17 protein-coding genes are annotated in these 18,561 nt (G+C 64.0%); 8 read left to right on the forward strand and 9 right to left on the reverse strand.

Going from position 1 to position 18,561, the window contains the following annotated elements; all coding sequences use genetic code 11:
- Nucleotides 1-35 precede the first annotated feature (35 nt).
- From NKK52_RS22385 to NKK52_RS22395, 3 genes are all read left to right on the forward strand, one after another.
- On the forward strand, nucleotides 36-833 hold the full coding sequence (locus NKK52_RS22385) for an N-formylglutamate amidohydrolase (RefSeq protein ID WP_023684035.1): 798 nt from the start codon (nucleotides 36-38) through the stop codon (nucleotides 831-833).
- A gap of 12 nt (nucleotides 834-845) precedes the next feature.
- Complete coding sequence (locus tag NKK52_RS22390; protein WP_023673120.1) at nucleotides 846-1,154, forward strand: DUF1244 domain-containing protein; 309 nt, start codon at nucleotides 846-848, stop codon at nucleotides 1,152-1,154.
- Nucleotides 1,155-1,478: 324 nt separating this feature from the next.
- The gene (locus NKK52_RS22395) at nucleotides 1,479-2,654 is read left to right on the forward strand and encodes an MFS transporter (RefSeq protein WP_023684036.1); all 1,176 of its coding nucleotides are present in this window, start codon (nucleotides 1,479-1,481) and stop codon (nucleotides 2,652-2,654) included.
- On the opposite strand, the gene NKK52_RS22400 is transcribed toward NKK52_RS22395, so the two are convergent.
- Entirely contained in the window at nucleotides 2,618-3,526 is a 909-nt protein-coding gene (locus NKK52_RS22400) for a LysR family transcriptional regulator (protein WP_352629844.1), read from the reverse strand. The two genes, NKK52_RS22395 and NKK52_RS22400, sit on opposite strands and share 37 nt — an antisense overlap.
- Before the next feature lie 95 nt (nucleotides 3,527-3,621).
- On the opposite strand from NKK52_RS22400, the gene NKK52_RS22405 reads away from it, so the two are divergent.
- The 5 genes from NKK52_RS22405 (at nucleotide 3,622) to NKK52_RS22425 (ending at nucleotide 8,630) form a co-directional block, all read left to right on the forward strand.
- A complete protein-coding gene (locus NKK52_RS22405; RefSeq protein WP_023684037.1) occupies nucleotides 3,622-4,578 on the forward strand; it encodes an SDR family oxidoreductase in 957 nt (318 codons plus the stop codon).
- A gap of 178 nt (nucleotides 4,579-4,756) precedes the next feature.
- Nucleotides 4,757-5,617, forward strand: a complete 861-nt coding sequence (locus NKK52_RS22410; protein WP_023684039.1) for an FAD binding domain-containing protein — start codon at nucleotides 4,757-4,759, stop codon at nucleotides 5,615-5,617.
- The gene (locus tag NKK52_RS22415; RefSeq protein ID WP_023684040.1) at nucleotides 5,617-6,099 is read left to right on the forward strand and encodes a (2Fe-2S)-binding protein; all 483 of its coding nucleotides are present in this window, start codon (nucleotides 5,617-5,619) and stop codon (nucleotides 6,097-6,099) included. Before NKK52_RS22410 ends, NKK52_RS22415 begins: the two co-directional genes overlap by 1 nt.
- Nucleotides 6,096-8,360, forward strand: a complete 2,265-nt coding sequence (locus NKK52_RS22420) for a xanthine dehydrogenase family protein molybdopterin-binding subunit (RefSeq protein WP_023684041.1) — start codon at nucleotides 6,096-6,098, stop codon at nucleotides 8,358-8,360. The genes NKK52_RS22415 and NKK52_RS22420 overlap by 4 nt, the downstream gene beginning before the upstream one ends.
- A gap of 24 nt (nucleotides 8,361-8,384) precedes the next feature.
- Nucleotides 8,385-8,630 carry a MoaD/ThiS family protein gene (locus NKK52_RS22425; RefSeq protein ID WP_023684042.1) on the forward strand — a complete coding sequence of 82 codons (246 nt, stop codon included), beginning with the start codon at nucleotides 8,385-8,387 and terminating at the stop codon, nucleotides 8,628-8,630.
- Between the two features lie 276 nt (nucleotides 8,631-8,906).
- On the opposite strand, the gene NKK52_RS22430 is transcribed toward NKK52_RS22425, so the two are convergent.
- The 8 genes from NKK52_RS22430 to NKK52_RS22465 all read right to left on the reverse strand — a co-directional run bounded on the left by NKK52_RS22430 (nucleotide 8,907) and on the right by NKK52_RS22465 (nucleotide 18,377).
- Nucleotides 8,907-9,749 (reverse strand): DUF3618 domain-containing protein, encoded by an 843-nt coding sequence (locus NKK52_RS22430; RefSeq protein WP_023752871.1) that lies wholly within the window; start codon nucleotides 9,747-9,749, stop codon nucleotides 8,907-8,909.
- A complete protein-coding gene (locus NKK52_RS22435) occupies nucleotides 9,746-10,138 on the reverse strand; it encodes a phage holin family protein (protein ID WP_023693628.1) in 393 nt (130 codons plus the stop codon). Before NKK52_RS22435 ends, NKK52_RS22430 begins: the two co-directional genes overlap by 4 nt.
- Entirely contained in the window at nucleotides 10,135-10,743 is a 609-nt protein-coding gene (locus tag NKK52_RS22440; protein ID WP_352629849.1) for a hypothetical protein, read from the reverse strand. Before NKK52_RS22440 ends, NKK52_RS22435 begins: the two co-directional genes overlap by 4 nt.
- A 530-nt stretch (nucleotides 10,744-11,273) precedes the next feature.
- Nucleotides 11,274-11,690: a DOPA 4,5-dioxygenase family protein gene (locus NKK52_RS22445; RefSeq protein WP_023731819.1), complete on the reverse strand. Its 417-nt coding sequence runs from the start codon at nucleotides 11,688-11,690 to the stop codon at nucleotides 11,274-11,276.
- 349 nt (nucleotides 11,691-12,039) lie between these two features.
- The gene (locus NKK52_RS22450) at nucleotides 12,040-12,198 is read right to left on the reverse strand and encodes a DUF3309 family protein (protein WP_023685825.1); all 159 of its coding nucleotides are present in this window, start codon (nucleotides 12,196-12,198) and stop codon (nucleotides 12,040-12,042) included.
- Nucleotides 12,199-12,294: 96 nt separating this feature from the next.
- On the reverse strand, nucleotides 12,295-15,465 hold the full coding sequence (locus tag NKK52_RS22455) for an efflux RND transporter permease subunit (RefSeq protein ID WP_023685824.1): 3,171 nt from the start codon (nucleotides 15,463-15,465) through the stop codon (nucleotides 12,295-12,297).
- Nucleotides 15,466-15,546: 81 nt separating this feature from the next.
- Nucleotides 15,547-16,725, reverse strand: a complete 1,179-nt coding sequence (locus tag NKK52_RS22460; protein ID WP_031204473.1) for an efflux RND transporter periplasmic adaptor subunit — start codon at nucleotides 16,723-16,725, stop codon at nucleotides 15,547-15,549.
- 521 nt (nucleotides 16,726-17,246) lie between these two features.
- Nucleotides 17,247-18,377 carry a patatin-like phospholipase family protein gene (locus NKK52_RS22465; protein ID WP_023685822.1) on the reverse strand — a complete coding sequence of 377 codons (1,131 nt, stop codon included), beginning with the start codon at nucleotides 18,375-18,377 and terminating at the stop codon, nucleotides 17,247-17,249.
- Nucleotides 18,378-18,561: the final 184 nt, after the last annotated feature.

The raw sequence follows: 18,561 nt of genomic DNA on the forward strand, positions 1-18,561 counted from the left end.
CTCCCCGGAAGCCAGCGAACAGACCTTTCCAGCCAATGACCCGATCCACAGTTTTCGCGCCTTTCGATATCGTCGAAGGCGACCGCAAGCGAGGCATCGTGCTTGTCGCCGACCATGCCCGCCGCGACCTGCCGGAGGAGTATGGCAGTCTAGGCCTGCCGGCGGCGGAACTCGATCGCCATATCGCCTACGACATCGGTGTCGAGACGGTGACGCGCGAACTGGCCGCGGCGCTCGACGTGCCGGCGGTGATCGCCAATTTTTCGCGGCTGCTGATCGATCCCAATCGCGGCGAGGACGACCCGACGCTGATCCGCCAGCTCTATGACGGCACCGTCGTGCCGGGAAACTATCCCATGGCACCGGCCGAACGCGAAAGGCGGCTCGACGGCTTCTACCGGCCTTATCAGGACGCGGTCGGCGCCATGATCGCGTCGGTGGCGCACGCCTCAGGCAAAGCGCCGTTCATCTTCTCCGTACACTCCTTCACCCCTGTCATGCAGGGCTTCATCCGCCCTTGGCATGTCGGCATATTGTGGGACCTCGACGACCGCGTGGCGCGGCCGCTGATCGACATGCTGGCGCAGGATAAAAACCTCGTCGTTGGCGACAATGAACCCTATGACGGCGCGTTGCGCGGCGACACCATGTTCAAGCACGCCATCGTCAACGGCTTTGCCCATGCGCTGATCGAGATCCGCCAGGACCTGATATCAGACCGCAAGGGGGCGCTGGCCTGGGCGGAACGGCTGGCGCCGATCGTTGACGCCATCGACCGCCGTCCCGATATACATCAGGTGAAGATGTTCGGCTCGCGCACCGGGCCGCTGTGAGGATCCAAGGCAATGACCGAACTCAGCGATGACCAGAAACGCGATTTCGAGGCCGCGGCCTTCCGCCGGCTGGTCGATCATCTGCGCGAGCGCAGCGATGTGCAAAACATCGACCTGATGAACCTCGCCGGCTTCTGCCGCAACTGCCTGTCGAACTGGTATCGCGAAGCGGCCGAGGCTGAGGGCGTCGATCTCGGCAAGGATCAGTCGCGCGAAATCGTCTACGGCATGCCCTATGCGCAATGGCAGGCGCTGAACCAGACCGAGGCTTCGGACGCCAAGAAAGCGGAGTTCGAGGCAAGACGGCCGAGGGATCACTGAGGTAGCGCGCGGTTCACAGGATTGACGTCGGCGGGACAGCGCCCCCCTCTGTCCTGCCGGACATCTCCCCCACTTGGGGGGAGATTGGCCGTCACGCAGGCTCTAGCCAATCGCCAGCGGTGCAAGAATAAGCGAGGCGCCGAAGCCGCCAATCTCCCCACTTGTAGGGGAGATGTCCGGCAGGACAGAGGGGGGCGCGAAGGAACGCTGCCTAACGGTTTCCCCTTAGATGTGGCCCACAAGCTTTTCGCAGCCAAGCGCTTGACGAGAAATTGAATCGATCTAATTTGCCGCGCAAAGCCATTCTTTGACCGGATTCGGGCCATGAACGCGCAAAACACCATGCAGAGCGCCCTTCAGGGGCGATGGGCCGTAGCAGCGATCTTCCTCGCCAACGGCTTCCTGACCGGCAGCTGGGCGCCGCAGATTCCGGTGTTCCTGACCCGGCTCGACATCTCGAAATTCACCCTCGGCCTGCTGATCCTTCTGTTCGGCGTCGGCGCGGTCGCGGCCATGAGCTGGTGCGGCCATCTGATCTCCAGGCATGGCTCGCGCACCGTGTTGCGCTGGTTCGGCCTGTGCGGCAGCCTCGGCCTGCTGGTCGTGGCGCTGACGCCCAACGTCCCGCTGGCGTCGATCGCCATGATCATCTTCGGCGGCTCGATCGGCGGCATGGATGTCGCCATGAACGCCAATGCGGTGGTGGTCGAGCGCCGGCTCTCCCGCGCCATCATGTCGTCGTCGCACGGCTTCTGGAGCCTCGGCGGTTTCGCCGGCGGCGGTCTGGGCGGTTACGCCATCCAGACTTACGGCCACCTCGCCCATGCGGCTGTAGTCACGGTCATTGCTTTTGCCGTCATTGCCGTGGCGGTCGGCTACCTCATCGCCGAGGACAAGCCGCAGGTCGCCGAGCATCATAAATTAACGCTGCCGGCCAACCCGCTGGTCTATCTTGTCGGGCTGATGGCGCTGCTGACGATGATTTCCGAGGGCGCCGTGCTCGACTGGGCAGCGCTTTATCTCCGGCAGGAGCTCGGCGCCGACCTCGCCATCGCCGGCCTTGCCTACGCCGCCTTCTCCGGCGTCATGGCTGTCATGCGCTTTTTCGGCGACGGCGTGCGCAACCGCTTCGGCGCGGTGGCGACGCTGCGCGGCTCGGCGGTGGTCGCCGCCGCCGGCATGCTGGTCGCCGGCCTGTCGCCTTCGCCCTGGATCGCCATCGCGGCTTTTGCTCTCTGCGGCTTCGGCATCGCCAATATGGTGCCGATCATCTTCTCGGCCGGCGGCAACCAGGAAGGCATGTCGTCGGGCACCGGCATGAGCGTCGTCACCACCATGGGCTATTCCGGCATATTGGTGGCGCCGTCGGCGATCGGCTTCGTCGCCGAGCATTCCAGCTTCGGGCCGATCTTCGTCGCCATGTCGGGGCTGTTGATCGTCGTGCTTTTGATGGCCGGGCTCGCTCACCGCGCCGAATTCGCGGCCGCCCCCGCCGAATAGCGCTTCAGCTCCTCGTAGAGGAAATCCGCTACGCGGCGGATGCGCACGCTGGTGCGCACGTCGCGATGCATGGCCAGCCACACCGGCAGGCTGGGCAGTGGCAGGCCGGGCAGCAGTTTCTCCAGCGACGGGTCGCTGTCGGCCAGCGGCTCCTGGCCAAGACCGACGCCGTTTCCCGCCCGCAGCGCTTCCCACAGAACGATCTGGTTGTCGGCCCTGAAGCGGAAGCTGCTTCGGGTGACGGGGATGCCGGCTTGGGTAAAGCCCCGGATCATCTCGTCGCTGCGGTCGAAGCCGATCAGCGGGTGGTCGAGAAGATCGGCGGGCTTGAGCGGGCGGCCGTGCTGGTCGAGATAGGATTTCGCCGCGCAGCAGCAGAGCTTGATATCGCAGACCTTGCGCGCCGTCAGCTCGTTCTGCGCCGGCTTGACCATGCGGATGGCGATGTCGGCATCCCTTCGCAGCAGGTTCTCGACCTGGTTCGAGGCGACGATCTCGACCTCGATGCCGGGCTCCTCGATGCCGAGCCGCGCCGTCATCTTCGGCAGCACATAGGCCGCCACCACCTCGCTGGCGGCAATGCGCACCGTGCCTTCGATCGCCTCGACCGAGCCCAATGCCAATAGTGAGAACGCGCTCGCCTGCTCGCTCACGGCCTTGCCGCGTTCGAACAGCGTGGCGCCTGCTTCCGTCAGCGCATAGCCGCGCCGCCCGCGCCGGAACAAGGTGACGCCCAACGCCTGTTCGAGCTCACCGATGTGACGCCCGAGCGTCGGTTGGCTGGCCGACAGTTTGCGCGCTGCGGCCGACAGGCTGCCGGTCTCCGCCACGGTGACGAAACTCTTGATCAGGTTCCAGTCGATGTCTTCCATTCATTTATGAATAACAAATCTGCATCCATAGTCAATTTTCATTCGCGTATGAACGCATCATATTCGCCGTGCAAACACAGACACGGAGAAGAAAAATGACCAAGATCGCAATTCTAGGCGCCAATGGCCGGCTCGGCCGCGTGGTTGGGAAAGCCTTCATCGACGCCGGTTTCGACGTCCGCGCCGTCACCCGCAGCGGCAAGGTCCCAGCCGAACTCAAGGGCGCCACCGCCGTCGCCGGCGATGCGCTCGACCGCGAGGCGCTGATCCGCGCCACGCAGGGTGTCGACATCGTCTTCAACGGTCTCAACCCGATCTACACCGACTGGAGCAAATGCCTGCCGATGGCGGAGAACGTCATGGCCGCCTGCCATGCCAACGGCGCGCTGCATCTTTTCCCCGGCACTGTCTACAATTACGGCTCGCCGATGCCTGAGGTGGTCACCGAAGACGCGCCATTTCGTCCGACGACCGAGAAGGGCCGCATCCGCTGCGCCATGGAAGCGCTGTTTCGCCGCGAGGCGGATGCCGGCCGCGTCCGCACCATCATCCTGCGCGCCGGCGATTTCTTCGGCGGCACGGGCAGCGGTTCATGGTTCGACCTCGTCGTCGCCGCCAAGATGAACAAGGGCGTCTACACAGCGCCTGGCCCTGCCAACCTCGTGCACGAATGGGCCTATTTGCCGGACTTCGCCATCGGCTTCGTCGGCCTGGCGCGCAATCAGGGCAAGCTCGGCTTCTTTGAGGCGCTCAACTTCCCCGGCCACGCCGTCACCGACATGGACATAAAGGCCGCCGCCGAGAAGGCGCTGGGCCGTCCGCTGAAACTGACCTTCATGCCTTGGTGGGTGCTGCGCGCCGGCAGCCCGTTCGTGGCGATGTGGCGCGAGATCGTCTCGATGTCCTATCTGCGCTTCGAACCGCACCGGCTCGTGTCCGACCGGCTGGCAAGCATCATCGGCGAAGTCCCGCACACGCCGCTGGACGAGGCCGTGGCCGAGGCATTGAAGGACATCGGCATCAGCCTCGACAATGCAAAAGACGCCGCTTAAATGCATGTCGCCCAGAAGTGTGCGCGGTTCTGGGACAACGACATGCATCAAAACAAAGACTTTAGACAAAAATCTCTCTCGCGGTGCTGGCCCAATCGCTGGAAATCAGCAACCGGATGGTCATTATGAGGAGACTGTTTATAACGGTCGGCGAGATCACCATCACCAAGGGGAGACGATGCGTTACATACGTCCGCTTTCAATCGAAGACGCCGTTGGCCTGCTGGCCGACGCTTCCGGCACATCAGCCATTCTCGCTGGAGGCAGTGACCTCCTCGTTCGGATGAAGGGCGGGTTTGTCGATCCCGACCTGATCGTCGATATCAAGGCGATCGAGGGCTTGAGCGAGATCAGGGAGACGGCCGACGGCTTCAGCATCGGCGCCACCGTCCCCTGCGCCGTCCTGGGCGAGAGCGCGGTTCTGAAGAAGGCCTGGCCCGGTGTCGTCGAAGCGTCGAAGCTGATCGGCTCTAAACAGGTCCAGGGCCGCTGCACCATCGTTGGCAATCTGTGCAACGCATCGCCGGCCGCCGACAGCGTCCCGGCCTTGGTGGCCGCCGCCGCAAAGGCCGTGGTTGCCGGTCCGTCGGGCAAGCGCACCATTCCGGTCGAGGCTGTGCCGATCGGGCCTGGCAAGACCTCGCTCACCAAGGGTGAGATCGTCGAGGCGATCCTGCTCGACAAGCGCGCGCCGCGTTCGGGCGACGCCTACCTCAGATTCATCCCGCGCACCGAGATGGACATCGCGGTGGTCAGCGCCGGCGTGAACCTGACGCTCGACGAGCATGGCGTCATAACAGCCGCCCGCGTCGCGCTGGGCGCCGCGGCCCCGACCGTGCTTCTGGTGGAAGAAGCAGCCGAGGCTCTCATCGGCAGGAAGCTGGATGAGGCGGCACTTGAGCGGCTCGCCAAGATCTGCGCTGGGGCCTGCCGCCCCATCGACGACAAGCGCGGTACCATCGAGTTCAGACGAAAAGTTGCGGGCGTGCTGGCCGGACGGGCCGCGACGACCGCCTACGCACGCGCAGGAGGCAAATGATGGCCGGTGTAGCAGTTTCAACGACAATCAACGGCGATCACGTCGAATACCTTTGCCAGCCCGACGAGACGTTGCTCGACGTCCTGCGCGACCGGCTCGGGCTGACCGGCGCCAAGGAAGGCTGCGGCACGGGCGACTGCGGCGCCTGCTCGATCATTCTCGACAATCGGCTGGTCTGCTCGTGCCTGGTGCTCGGCGCTGAAGCCGAAGGCCGGCATATCGAAACCGTCGAGGGCATGGCGCATGGCGATCAGTTGCATCCGCTGCAGCAGAAATTCCTCGAGCATGCGGCCCTGCAATGCGGCATCTGCACGCCGGGCTTCCTCATCGCGGCCAAGGATCTTCTGGCCAAGAACCCCGATCCTACCGAGGAAGAAATCCGCTTCGGCCTCGCCGGCAACCTCTGCCGCTGCACCGGCTACGACAAGATCGTGCGCGCGGTCCAGGATGCGGCCAATGTGATGAAGGGAGCGCACGCATGAACTTCGATCCACGCTTTTCGGGCCGCAAATTCTCCTCCGTCGGCACGCGGCCTATCCGTCCCGACGGCGTCGACAAGGTGACCGGACGCGCCCGTTACGGCGCCGACTTCAACATGGCGGGACAGCTGGTCGGGCGTGTCCTGCGCAGCCCGCATGCGCATGCCAGGATCCTCAAGATCGACACTTCGAAAGCGGAAAAGCTGGCCGGCGTGAAAGCGGTGATCACCGCCGCCGACCTGCCCGATCTCACCGATGGCGATGCCGCCATGTACGACGTCCTCGACAATTGCATGGCGCGCGGCAAGGCGCTCTATGACGGCCACGCCGTGGCCGCGGTCGCCGCCGTCGATGCCCGCACGGCCAGGCAGGCGCTGAAGCTCATCGAGGTCGAATACGAGCTGTTGCCGCATGTGACCGATGTCGACGAGGCGATGAAGCACACCGCGCCGTTGATCAACGACACGATCTTCACCGAGGGTCTCGAGGAAAAGCCGGTAAAGCCGTCCAACGTCACCAAGCGCAGCCAGTTCGGCCATGGCGATGTCCATCAGGGCTTTGGGCACGCCGATGTCATCGTCGAGCGCTCCTTCAAGACCGAACAGACGCATCAGGGCTATATCGAGCCGCACGCCTGCGTTGCGAGCGTCTCGTCCGACGGCACCGCCGACCTCTGGGTCTGCACGCAGGGCCATTTCGTCTACCGCCAGCATTGTGCGCAACTGCTCGGGCTGGAAGCCTCGAAGCTGCGCGTCACCTCCTCGGAGATCGGCGGCGGCTTCGGCGGCAAGACCCATGTCTGGGCCGAGCCGGTGGCACTCGCTCTGTCGCGCAAGGCAGGACGGCCGGTGAAGCTGGTGATGACTCGCGACGAGGTGTTCCGCGCCTCAGGCCCGACCAGCGCCACCTCGATCGACGTGAAGATCGGCGCTCGCAAAGACGGCACCATCACTGCCGCCGAAGCGACGCTGCGCTACACCAGCGGTCCCTATGCCGGCACATGGGCCGAGATCGGCGCCATGACGGCATTCGCCTGCTACAAGCTCGACAACGTCAAGACGGTCGGCTTCGAAGTGCTGGTCAACCGGCCGAAGACCGCGGCCTACCGCGCGCCCTCCGCACCGATGGCGGCTTTCGCGGTGGAAAGTGCCGTCGACGAGCTGGCCAAGGAGCTCGGCATCGATCCGGTCGAGTTCCGGATCAAGAACGCCGCGCAGGAAGGCACCCGCTCGTCCTACGGTCCGGTCTACGGCCCGATCGGCATCGGCCCGACGCTGGAAGCGGCGAAGACACATCCGCACATGAAGGCGCCGCTCGGCAAGAACCAGGGCCGCGGCATGGCTTGCGGCTTCTGGTTCAACTTCGGTGGCCAGACCTGCGTGGACCTGAACATCGGCATGGACGGCTCGGTGTCGCTGGCTGTCGGCACGGTGGACGTTGGCGGTTCGCGCGCGTCGCTGTCGCTGGTGGCGGCGGAGGAGCTCGGCATCGACTATGCCCAGCTCAAGGCGGTGGTCGCCGACACATCCTCGCTTGGCTACAACGACATGACCGACGGCAGCAGGGGCACCTTCTCGTCCTCGATGGCGACCATCTCGGCCGCCCGCAACGCGATCAAGATCCTGCGTGAGCGCGCCGCCCAGACGTGGGACATCCCCGTCGACGACGTGGTCTGGGAAAACGGCCACGCCATGGCCAAGGGCGAAAAATACGGCAATCTTGCAGCCCTGTCGCTGAAGGAGATCGCCGCCGCGTCCGGCAAGACCGGCGGGCCGATCGCCGGCCACAGCGAGCTCGTCGCCGACGGCGCCGGCGTCTCCTTCGCCACCCATATATGCGACATCGAGGTCGACCCCGATACCGGCTCGACCAGGGTGATCCGCTACACGGTGATCCAGGATGCCGGCAAGGCGGTGCACCCGACCTATGTCGAGGGTCAGTACCAGGGCGGTGCCGCGCAAGGCATCGGCTGGGCGCTCAACGAGGAATACATCTACGGCAAGGATGGGCGTCTCCAGAACGCCGGCTTCCTCGACTACCGCATCCCGGTCTGCTCCGACCTGCCGATGATCGACACGCAGATCCTCGAGATCCCCAACCCCAACCACCCCTATGGCGTGCGCGGCGTCGGCGAAACCTCGATCGTGCCGCCGCTGGCGGCGATCGCGAACGCCGTCTCCAACGCCGCCGGCGTGCGCATGACCCACATCCCGATGTCGCCGCCACGGATTCTCGCCGCGATCGAGGCGGAACGGGGAGGCTAGGGCAAAAATGAGGTTCTTGCCCTAATGGTCGAAGTGACGCTCTGGGGCGCGCTGGGCCAGCTCGCCGGCGGCCAGAGCAAGGTCGAGGTCGAGGCCAAGGACATAAGGGAGCTGTTCAGGAAACTGGCTGAACAGTATCCCGGCATCGAGCCCTGGATCGAGAAGGGCATTGCGGTGGCCATCGACGGGACGATCTATCGCGATACGTGGTCGAAGGAACTGCCGCCGGGGGCGGAGATTTTTCTGCTGCCGCGGCTGGCTGGGGGGTGAAGTGGGGTGTCGCCCTACGTCCCAGAGCGGACCGGCATCCTCGGTCTGCGAACTTCAAGTGCAATGTCGGTCCTCGCCTAGATGCCAGTTTTGCTGACCGCGTCTTATCGGCGGCGGGTTGGCCAACAATCCAGAGAACCTGATCCGCTGGATTGCTATCGGCAAGGGACATCAGTCCGCGCACGGCTCTGAAGTGACTCGAGCGGGTCACCGTTTGACGGACAACACCGGCCCCTTTCTGGAGAGGCCGGCTATCGTTGATCCAGGATCATCAAGCTAGGTTTGGCGCTGAGACGTATCGGAAATTCGTTCGCGCACGGCATGCTCGGTCTTGTCTGCTGTGGACTTCACGATCTCGCCGAGCTGATCGGCTATCGTGTCTGCTTCCATATCTTGCCGGCCAGCTTCCTGCTTGATGGTCTCATAGGCGTCGGCGGCGACCTGCTTGGCCTCATCGAGGCCCCTGTCGAGCAAAGTTTCGGCGGAATCGCGAAGCTTGTCGCCATAGGCGCCTAGTTGCTCGTCCTCCGTTGCGGTATGGGGCAGCATTGCACCTATAGCGGCGCCGATGGCGAGACCGACGGCCGCTACGGCCAAGGGTTGATCCTCCAACAGATCTTGCGCGGAGCGGCTGGCTTTCGCCGCCATGTCCCCAGTCGTCGAGCTTGCATTGGCAGCGCTTCCCGTCAGACCCGCCGCAGCGGCTCTTGCGGTGCTCGATATGGTGTCGCCGACGCTGGCAGCGCTCGAGGAGAGCGATTCCGCGGCGTCGGAGAGCGTGCCGCCCAAGCCGCCGCGCTCCCCTGCTACATCATGTCGTCCCGGCGCTGAAGGCAATGGATAGCCAGCCGAACGGTGGGCGGTGTTTGAGGTACCGCTGCCGAACATCAGCCAGGCCAGACCTGCGCCCACCATGGTGACCGGCAAAGGATTGTCTCGGACCTGCGTTCTGAGATTGCTGAGCATGGCCGCGCTCTCCCCTCCCGAGAACAGCCCGGTGAACTCATCCAGCAATTGTCCAGGCGTCATCTTGCCTCGAATGGATTCGGCGGTCTCCATCACCCGAGCGCGAGCAGCCTCGGCCTCGCGTTCAAGTTCGGCTGCGGATTTCTCGTTCATCTCACCTGTTCCTTAATCGCGCTCGCGTCGCGCTTGAGCTGTCCCTGGGTCCGGTCGGGGGTAAGTTCCGAAGGCGCCATGCTGGCCGTCCCGGTCCGCAGCAGGATGACGCCGAGGACCGCCACGACCACACCGACCAGCAGGGAAGACCACCCCGCGCCAAGCCCTGCCCGCGTCAGTGCGATAATGAGCGCCTGCAGCAACACCAAGAGCGCGGCGAGCAGGCAAATCGCGCCGCCCAGCACTTCCGCGGCACCTGCTCCGGCTTTGGTAAGCTTTTCAGAGAGCTCGGCCCGAAACAGCCTCGCCTCGGTTTGCACCAGAGTGGTGACATTCTGGGCCAAATCGGTGACTAGCCCGGCAAGGCTGGGATTGTCCTGGTTGTTCATCTGTCCTGCTCCGCGATCTGCGTGGCCCCATCATCGCCGACCACGCCAAAATCTTGTGGACGATCAGCGGACCAACCCTGTGGCTGATCGGTGTGTGATCTGAGGCCTCCCGGAGCGGCCTCAGAATCGGGCGTTGCCGGCGGAGAAGCCTTGATGAACCGCCCGAGAGCCAATCCTGCCAACACCGATCCCGCAAGCAGGACACCGGGATTTTGCCGGCCGAAGGACTGCACGTCATCAAGGACTTGGCTAAAGGGCTTCTGTTTCAAGGACGATGAAAGCCGCTCAAGGCCACTGGCAGCATCCAAAGCGAACTTCGATGCGTTCCTTTCATCGTTGCTGGCAAGGTGATCGCTGGCCGCTCGCAGTGCACCACCCAACGCCGCCAAGCTCGATCCGATGTCGCGCTGCGCCTCCTCCGCCTTGTCGGAGATGACCTGCGTGGCTTCAGATGCATAGTCGCCAGCCTTACGGGTCACCTCGTCCCGCGCGTCGTGAAGCAACTCGCTGGCACGCTCATTTTCGTGGCGAAGTCTTTCGGAGACGTCGCTTTTCGCCTTGTCGAATTCGGTGGGCTGTCCGCCCTGATCCTTCTCATGCTGCATGAGGCCACCTAGTGAAAACCGAGGAAGGAGAGGACCGCGAGCACGACGACGATAAGGCCGATAAGATAGATTACACTGTTCATGTGCACGTCCTCCGTAGCTTTCCAACTTCGACGAACCTGCGATGTTCCGTAAGTGAGAGCATTTATCTCAGCCGAAACGAACAGCTTCGTCAGGCACGCACCCAGTCACCAGTGAGTTGCCCTGTCCCTCGTGCGGAGCGCCAGTTGCTCCGTCCGAACGGGTGCGCCCGACCCTGCGGGAACGAGTGCCGGCTGCCTCCTCTATTGCAATCTTTGCCTATTCGGCGACCCCGCCTCGGCGTACCGGCGACCAAGGAGAACTCTCCCTTGCCATCAATTGACGGTCCATCGCTCCAACGGCCCCGCGCTGGTTCGGCACCTTCGACGAAGCAATGATGAAGGCATAGGATACGGCTTGAGGCGCAAAGCGGCCTGTCATGCATGCCTGAGCTAGGCTACTGGCGAACGCGTCTCCAAGGCCAAGTCTCTACTTTGCAGAACGCCTCCCTACGCCCCCAGCGTCGGCTCGGTATTGACCTCCAGCGCTTCTTCCGCCTCGTCCTCCTCGCCCAGCACCTCGCCATGCACCCCCAGCGGCCGCCCGATCCAGATCGGATCGACCAGATGGTCGCGCTTGGGGTTGGTGGTGTTGGGGTGGATGAGGATGCTCAGGCCGCCATGGTTAAGCATCAGCCAGGGGACCAGCGTGGCGAAGATCTCGGTGGCGAAGGAGACCTGGTACATGGCCTGTTCGTGCGGGCCGACCGGCTCGTCGCGCCAGTTGCCCAGGCGCACGCGGAAGCGTTCGCCGATGCGCAGGCGCAGCCATTCGGCCTGCTGCCGTTCGGCTTGCCCGTCATAGTAGATGTGGGCGTGATAGCTGGCGATCTCGGCGAGCGGCCTGGGCGGGCTGGCGGTGTTCACCTTGATGGCTCCCTCGGTGATTGTGGTGCGGGCAGCGTATACGCAAGCGGGCGGGGTGGCCAAGGGGGGCACAGCGTGTGCTCGTCATCTCGATTTCGGGCCAATCGCATATGGAGCTCCCCCACTCCGTCTCGGCTTCGCCGAGCCACCTCTACCCCCACATTCGGGGGGAGAGGAAATGCTAATCGCCGAGGTTGCGGCCTTGAAAAGCTTGGTATTTCCTCTCCCCCTTGGACATGGGGGAGAGGTGGCCGCGCAGCGGCCGGAGTGGGGGCGGGCGCCGCCGTATGCCTATTGCCAGCACTTCATCGGGCGAGGAAACGCTGATCGCAGAGGTCTCTTGCCCCGATCAAACCCTGCCCATCAGCACCAGGATCAGCAGCACCACCAGCACAGCGCCGGCTATTCCGGACGGCCCATAGCCCCAGGAGCGCGAATGCGGCCAGGCCGGTACGGCGCCGATCAGGATCAGGATCAGAACTATGATGAGAATGGTGCTGACGGTCATAAGAGTCCCTCGCTTTGCTCTTCAGATGCGAGGGGACAATGCAAAAGGCCGCCCGGTTGTTCCGGACGGCCTTTTGTCTGCCTGGGGAAAGCTGGCCTATTCCGCGGCTTTCGGGAAGGCGATTGCCGGTTCGTCGAGTGGACCCGGTCTCGGCCCCACAGGCGCATCGGGCTTCTTGTCGCGGCCGAAAATTCTGCGGAAGAAGGCGTAGAAGCGGCTGTTCTTGCTGCGCGTGAAGATCATCAGCATGGACGGCGTCACCACCAGCGTCAGCAGGGTGGCGAAGGACAGGCCGAAGACGATTGCCGAGGACAGCGAAATCCACCATTGCGTCGACGGCGCGTTGATCGTCGTCTCGTGATGGAAGATTTCCAACCCAAGACCAAAGGCGATCGGCAGCACGCCGAGAATGGCCGAGACCGCCGTCAGCACCACCGGGCGGGCGCGCTCGCGGCAGGTCTGCAGCACCGCTTCCATCTTGTCCCAGCCTTCTTCGCGCAGCCGGTCATAGGTGTCGATCAAGACGATGTTGTTGTTCACCACCACGCCGGCCAGCGCGATGACGCCGATGCCCGACATGACGATGCCGAAGGCTTCGCCTGTCAGCAGCAGCCCGAGGAACACGCCGATCGTCGCCATGACCACGCAGGACAGCACCAGAAGCACGCTGGTGAACTTGTTGAACTGCATCAACAGCACCAGGAAGATCAGGAAGATCGCCGCGCCGAAGGCCTTGCCGAGGAAGGCGCTGGCTTCGGCGCTGTCCTCGTTCGACCCCGCGAGCTTCCAGCGTATGCCGTTGTCGAGCTTCATGTCGGTGACCGCCTTGGTCACCTCCGCCTGCACCGCCGCGACCTGCGTGCCGGCGGCGACGTTGGCCTGGACGACCACGGTGCGGGCGCCGTCGATGCGGTTGAGGATGCCGACCGTCGGCTCCGGCTTGCGCACGACGAAGTTCGAGATCGGCACCGAGCCTTGCGCGGTCTGCACCCGGAGCTCGTCGAGCGTCGACAGCGTGCGCCGGTCTTCGGGCAGGCGCAGCCTGATGTCGACGGCGTCGTCGGCGCCGGCGGGCCTATATTCCGAGAGCTTCAAGCCATTGGTCACCAACTGCACCACGGTGCCGACCGCGGTCGGGCTGATGCCGTACTGCGCCGCCTTGGCGCGGTCGACCTCGAGCGCCCAGTCGACGCCGGGCGGCGGCAGGCCGTCGGAAACGTCGATGACGCCGGGCACCTTGGCGATGCGCGCCGCGACCGCACGGGCCTGGTCGTCGAGCCCTTTTGGATCGATGGCCGAAAGCCGGAGCTGGACCGCCTTGCCCGTCGGAGGACCGGCCTCCGGCACGCGCACTTCGACATCGACGCCGGGAATGCCGGCCATGACGGTGCGCAGCTCATCCAGGATATTGTTCGCCGATTTGCGCTCGCGCCAGTCGATGAATTCGTACTGGATGACGCCGACGACATCTTCCGGCACATCCTGGCCTCCGCCTTGCGTCTTGCCGACGCGGGTGTAGACCGATTTGACGCCAGGCCAGCCGAGCAGCCGGTTTTCGGCGATCTTGGTCGCCGTATCCATTTCGGCCAGCGAGAGATTGCCGCGGGCATGCACATAGAGCAGGCCGTAATCGGGCTCGACGCTGGGGAAGAACTCGACGCCGGCGCCATACTTCGAATAGGCGAAGCCGACGCCGGTCAGCAAGACGGCGGTGAGCACCAGCACAGTAATGGGGAAGCGCACCGCCTGCTTGACCAGCGCCATGTACCAGCCGTCGCGATTTTGTTCCTCGTGATGCTCCGGCGCCTTGGCGAAGAGCGCGCCCAGCGTCGGCGCGAACACCAGCGCATAAAGCATCGAGGCCGACAGCGTGACGATCAGCGTGATCGGCATGTATTTCATGAAGTCGCCGATGATGCCGGGCCAGAACAGCAGCGGCGAAAACGCCGCGATGCGCGTCATCGTCGCGGCGATGACCGGGCCGGCCATGCGCTTGGCGGCCAGCGTGAAGGCTTCCGCCTTCGGCATGCCTTCGCCCATGCGCCTTTCGGCGAATTCGGTGACGATGATGGCGTCGTCGACCAGCATGCCGACCGCCAGGATAAGGCTGAACAGCACGATCATGTTGATCGTGTAGCCCATCATCGCAAGCAGCAGGATGCCGATCAGGAAGGATGACGGAATGGCAAGCCCGATCAGCAGCGAGGCGCGTCCCGACAGTGCATAGAGGATGACGATGAACACCAGGATGACGGCGATCATCACGTGGTTCTGCAGGTCGCCCAGCAGCTGGTTGACGAAGACGGACTTGTCCTGCGTGTAGGTGATGTTCATGCCTTCCGGCATGGTCTTGACATAGGCGTCGGACACTTCCCGCACCTTGGCCAGCGTGTCGATCAGATTGGCGCCGATGCGCTTCTTGACTTCGATGGCGATGGCCGGCTTGCCGTTGAGGCGGGTGATGGTCTCGGCATCGGCGAAGGTCGAGCGCACCGTCGCGATGTCCTTGGCCTGGACGACGGCATTGGGTCCGGCAACCACCGGCAAGGACGCGACATCCTCGGGTGTCTCGATCAGCGACGGCACCTTGACCGCGTATTTGCCTTCCGACCCCTCGATGTTACCGGCTGCGACCAGGCTGTTGGAGGCGCCGACGGCGCCGATCAGCTGGTCGAGCTGCAGGCCGTAGGACGACAGCTTCATCGGGTCGATGACGACCTCGACAAGATCGTCGCGCGCGCCCTGCAGCGAGCCTTCGAGAACGCCAGGCACTTCTTCGATGCGGTCGCGCAATTCGCGCGCGGCAGCCGTCAGCACGCGCTCGGGCAATTCGCCCGACAGCGTCACCACCAGCACCGGGAATTCGGAGATGTTGACCTCGGTGACGACGGGTTCTTCGGCCGCCTGCGGCAGGTCGGCCTTGCCGTCCTGCACCTTGGAGCGCGTGTCCTGAAGTGCTGTCGCCAGGTTGGTCTGCGGCTGGAACTCGACCAGCACATAGCCGCCGCCCTGGAAGGCGGCCGAGCGCATTTCCTTGAGGCCCTTGAGGCTCTTCAGCTTGCTTTCCATCGGCCGCAGCAGAAGGCGCTCGGAATCCTCAGGCGAAATGCCCTGATAGATCAGGCTGACATACATCATCGGAATCGGAACGTCGGGTTCCGCTTCCTTCGGCGTCGACTGATAGGCGACCCAGCCCGCCAGCAGCAGGAAGACCAGCACCGCAATGGTCAGCCGGGCATTGTTGATCGCGAGTTTGACGATATCCATGGCCTGTTCTCAAGATTTCAGGAGCCGCATTGCGGCCGGTTGTCCCCGCCCCGGCTGTCCCCGGCCGGGGCCGCTCCGGCGCTACTGCGTTGTCGCTTCGCCCAACAGCTTCTGGATGGTCGCCTGGTCGGCCTCGACCGGCTTGACGACGTCGCCTTCCTTGACGAGTTCCTGGCCGGCGACGATGACGCGGGCATCGGCTGGAATGCCGCCAAGCACCAGGCCCTTCGGCGAGTCGTCGACGAGGTCGATCGGGAAGAACACCACCTTGTTGTCCTTGTCGACGGCACGGATGCCAAGGTCGCCCTTGTCGCCCAGCGTCACCACGGAGCGCGGCAGCATGACGGCGTCGGTCGGCTGCGCGCTGAGCGAAATCTCGGCCGTCATGCCCGCCGGCACGGAGCCATCGGCATTGGGCACGGCAATCTCGACGCGGAAGGTGCGGGTCGCCGACGAGGCGTCGCGGCTGATGTAGCGCACCGTGCCTTCGACGGTCTGGCCGCTGACCAGCCGCACAGCAGCCTTGTCGCCGAGCTTGAGATAGCCGAGGTCGCGTTCGCTGACTTCGCCGCGCGCAATCACCGGATCGAGCTTGAGGATGGTTGCCACCTCGCCGCCCTGCATGATGGAACTGCCGAGCTCCACCGGCACCCGGTCGATGACGCCGTCGAAGGGCGCCTTGACTAGATTGCGGTCGAGTTCGGCCTGCGCCGTTTCCAGCTGCGACTGCGCAGCGGTCAGGTTCGAACGCGCCGTGTCGAGCTGCAGCTTGGGCAGATTGCCGGTCTTCATCAGCCGCAGCGATGCGTCGAGTTCAGCCTGGCGCTGCACGACGAGCTGCTTGGCATTGTCGACCATCGAGATCTTTTCTTCCGCCGCAAGCATCAGCACCAGATCGCCGGTCTTGACGTGATCGCCCTGCTTGACCGGCAGCTTTTCGATGACGCCGGCGACACGCGTCGCCAGCACGGCGCGCTTGTCGGCCTCGGTCAGCCCGGAAATGCGGATGGCGCGGGCATAGGTCTTGCGCGGCGGCGTCACCACCGCGACGGTGCGCAGCGGCGCCTTCGGTTCGGCCTCGGCGGTCTTGGTTGCATCCGGTGCCTTGGCCTGATCGCCCGGCTTGGCCTGATCGCCTGCCTTGCCAGCACCTTCGACAGCGGCGCTGCCGACGGACGAGAACGCGCCTGTTCCCATCCAGCCGGCGAAGCCGATGAGCACGACAATAGCGGCAAGCTTGTGAAACCTGATCTTCGGCATCATTGTTTTTCCACTGCGGGGTTCGGCCAAGTCGTTATCCAACAGGGTGTCCGTCGTCTAACAGCTACCGTGTCTTCCAACTCGGGCGCGTCGCCGATATGGGTGCGCGCCAGGCCGTGTTCAATTTGCCGTGAACGGCGAAGCCGCGCTTCTACATCAAAGTTGCATCACAATACAGTCGAAAAGTTGCAGGAACATTGTGCCAGGCGATGTAGTGTGGCCAATGGGAAACGGTTTTGTCAGCGCCCCGCCAGGCGACAGAACCACAGTCTCGGAACCATACGGGTGTTGGAGGCGCTTTGTTTTCAAGGCGTTTTGAGCACTGACATTCTCCTGTGCCTGCACTAGTTTTTGACGCTCAAATGTGGGCGCGACCTGCGTAGCCACTCAGTGAATGGCAGCAGGCGTCAGTATGATTTTGTATACCGTCACACGCAACGGTTGTTCCGGGACGGAAAGTCATCGGCGCTACTCCGATTTGCCGAACACTTCGCTGATCGTCTTGATCGATCCGGGCGGACTCAGGCCCGCCGGCGTTCCGCCTCCGGCTTCTTGCGGGCGGCGAGGAATTCCTTCACCCGCCGTCCCGGTGCCGGCCCGCGCACCGGTTTGAAGCCGTCATCGAGTTCGCCGGAAAGATCGAGCGTCGGCCGCTTGCCGACGGCGTCGTAATTCTCCTCCAGCCAGTCGCTCGCCGCTATGCGGCCAAGGTCGCGCAAATAGGTCAAAAAAGCCCATTCGGCGTTGACCTTGGACGACGCCGACAGATCCTTGAACGCCTCGTCGGCATCGATGCGGTGCATGCGGATGTCGCGGTATTCGCCACGCGGCAGCCGGCCGGCGGCGATCAGCTCCTTGACGAAGGCGATCGAGCGGAATTCGTTCAGCAGCCCGGCATTGAAGGTGATCTCGTCGATGCGGTTCTGGATTTCGTTGGCGCTTCTCGGCGTGCCTTCGCGCACCACCGGATTGATCTGCACCAAAAGCACATCCTCGGTCGCCGCCGTCTTGAAGAACGGGAACAGCGCCGGATTGCCGCCATAGCCGCCATCCCAATAGGGCACGCCCTTGATCTCGACGGCGCGGAACAATTGCGGCAGGCAGGCCGAGGCCATCACCGTGTCGAGGTCGATCTCGCCATCGGAAAAGACGCGCAGCTGGCCGGTCTCGACATTGGTCGCCGAAATGAACAGCTCCATCGACTTGCAGGCGTGAACATTTTTGAAATCGATCTCCTGCTCGACCACGTCGCGCAGCGGGTTCAAGCCCAGCGGATTGGCGACATAGGGCGAAAACACTCGGGACATGGTGTCGAAGAAGAAATAGCCGGGCGTGTTCTCGATCGACCAGTTGCCCCAGGCGACGTCCCACGGCATGCGCTGCACCGGGCTGAAGCGGCCCTTGGCCGCCACCGCGCGCCAGAAGTCGTCGAGCTTTTGCCGTGCACCCTCGACGCCGCCGCGCACAAAACCATCGGCCAGCGCCACCGCATTCATCGCGCCGGCGCTGGTGCCGGACACGGCTGAAATGTCGAGCCTGCCATCCTCCAGCAGCCGGTCGAGTACACCCCAGGAGAAAGCCCCGTGCGAGCCGCCGCCCTGCAGCGCGATGTTGATCTTCTTCGTTTCCTCCGCCTTGCCGTTTTTGGTCATGGCGTTCCTGTTCGGTTTGGTCGCTGCTGCCTCATTCCGCCCGGAAATCGGGCGGGTTCGACGGCAGCGGACTTATATTGCAGTGCAGCATATAAGGGATGACCAAGGCAAGAACACGAACACGGTCGCGTGATCACATGAAATTTTGGTCATGGGGAGTGGTCCTCCACGCCGAGGTCTTCGC

This window comes from Mesorhizobium sp. C277A, assembly GCF_040324395.1.
Classification (GTDB): domain Bacteria; phylum Pseudomonadota; class Alphaproteobacteria; order Rhizobiales; family Rhizobiaceae; genus Mesorhizobium.

Bases quoted from the DNA above. Each gene is read 5' to 3' on its own strand.
- NKK52_RS22425 (WP_023684042.1), top strand. From the start codon at position 8,385: ATGGTCGAAGTGACGCTCTGGGGCGCGCTGGGCCAGCTCGCCGGCGGC.
- NKK52_RS22405 (WP_023684037.1), top strand. From the start codon at position 3,622: ATGACCAAGATCGCAATTCTAGGCGCCAATGGCCGGCTCGGCCGCGTG.
- NKK52_RS22450 (WP_023685825.1), bottom strand. From the start codon at position 12,198: ATGACCGTCAGCACCATTCTCATCATAGTTCTGATCCTGATCCTGATC.
- NKK52_RS22455 (WP_023685824.1), bottom strand. From the start codon at position 15,465: ATGGATATCGTCAAACTCGCGATCAACAATGCCCGGCTGACCATTGCG.
- NKK52_RS22440 (WP_352629849.1), bottom strand. From the start codon at position 10,743: ATGCAGCATGAGAAGGATCAGGGCGGACAGCCCACCGAATTCGACAAG.
- NKK52_RS22410 (WP_023684039.1), top strand. From the start codon at position 4,757: ATGCGTTACATACGTCCGCTTTCAATCGAAGACGCCGTTGGCCTGCTG.
- NKK52_RS22460 (WP_031204473.1), bottom strand. From the start codon at position 16,725: ATGCCGAAGATCAGGTTTCACAAGCTTGCCGCTATTGTCGTGCTCATC.
- NKK52_RS22400 (WP_352629844.1), bottom strand. From the start codon at position 3,526: ATGGAAGACATCGACTGGAACCTGATCAAGAGTTTCGTCACCGTGGCG.
- NKK52_RS22420 (WP_023684041.1), top strand. From the start codon at position 6,096: ATGAACTTCGATCCACGCTTTTCGGGCCGCAAATTCTCCTCCGTCGGC.
- NKK52_RS22395 (WP_023684036.1), top strand. From the start codon at position 1,479: ATGAACGCGCAAAACACCATGCAGAGCGCCCTTCAGGGGCGATGGGCC.
- NKK52_RS22430 (WP_023752871.1), bottom strand. From the start codon at position 9,749: ATGAACGAGAAATCCGCAGCCGAACTTGAACGCGAGGCCGAGGCTGCT.
- NKK52_RS22390 (WP_023673120.1), top strand. From the start codon at position 846: ATGACCGAACTCAGCGATGACCAGAAACGCGATTTCGAGGCCGCGGCC.
- NKK52_RS22415 (WP_023684040.1), top strand. From the start codon at position 5,617: ATGGCCGGTGTAGCAGTTTCAACGACAATCAACGGCGATCACGTCGAA.
- NKK52_RS22385 (WP_023684035.1), top strand. From the start codon at position 36: ATGACCCGATCCACAGTTTTCGCGCCTTTCGATATCGTCGAAGGCGAC.
- NKK52_RS22465 (WP_023685822.1), bottom strand. From the start codon at position 18,377: ATGACCAAAAACGGCAAGGCGGAGGAAACGAAGAAGATCAACATCGCG.
- NKK52_RS22435 (WP_023693628.1), bottom strand. From the start codon at position 10,138: ATGAACAACCAGGACAATCCCAGCCTTGCCGGGCTAGTCACCGATTTG.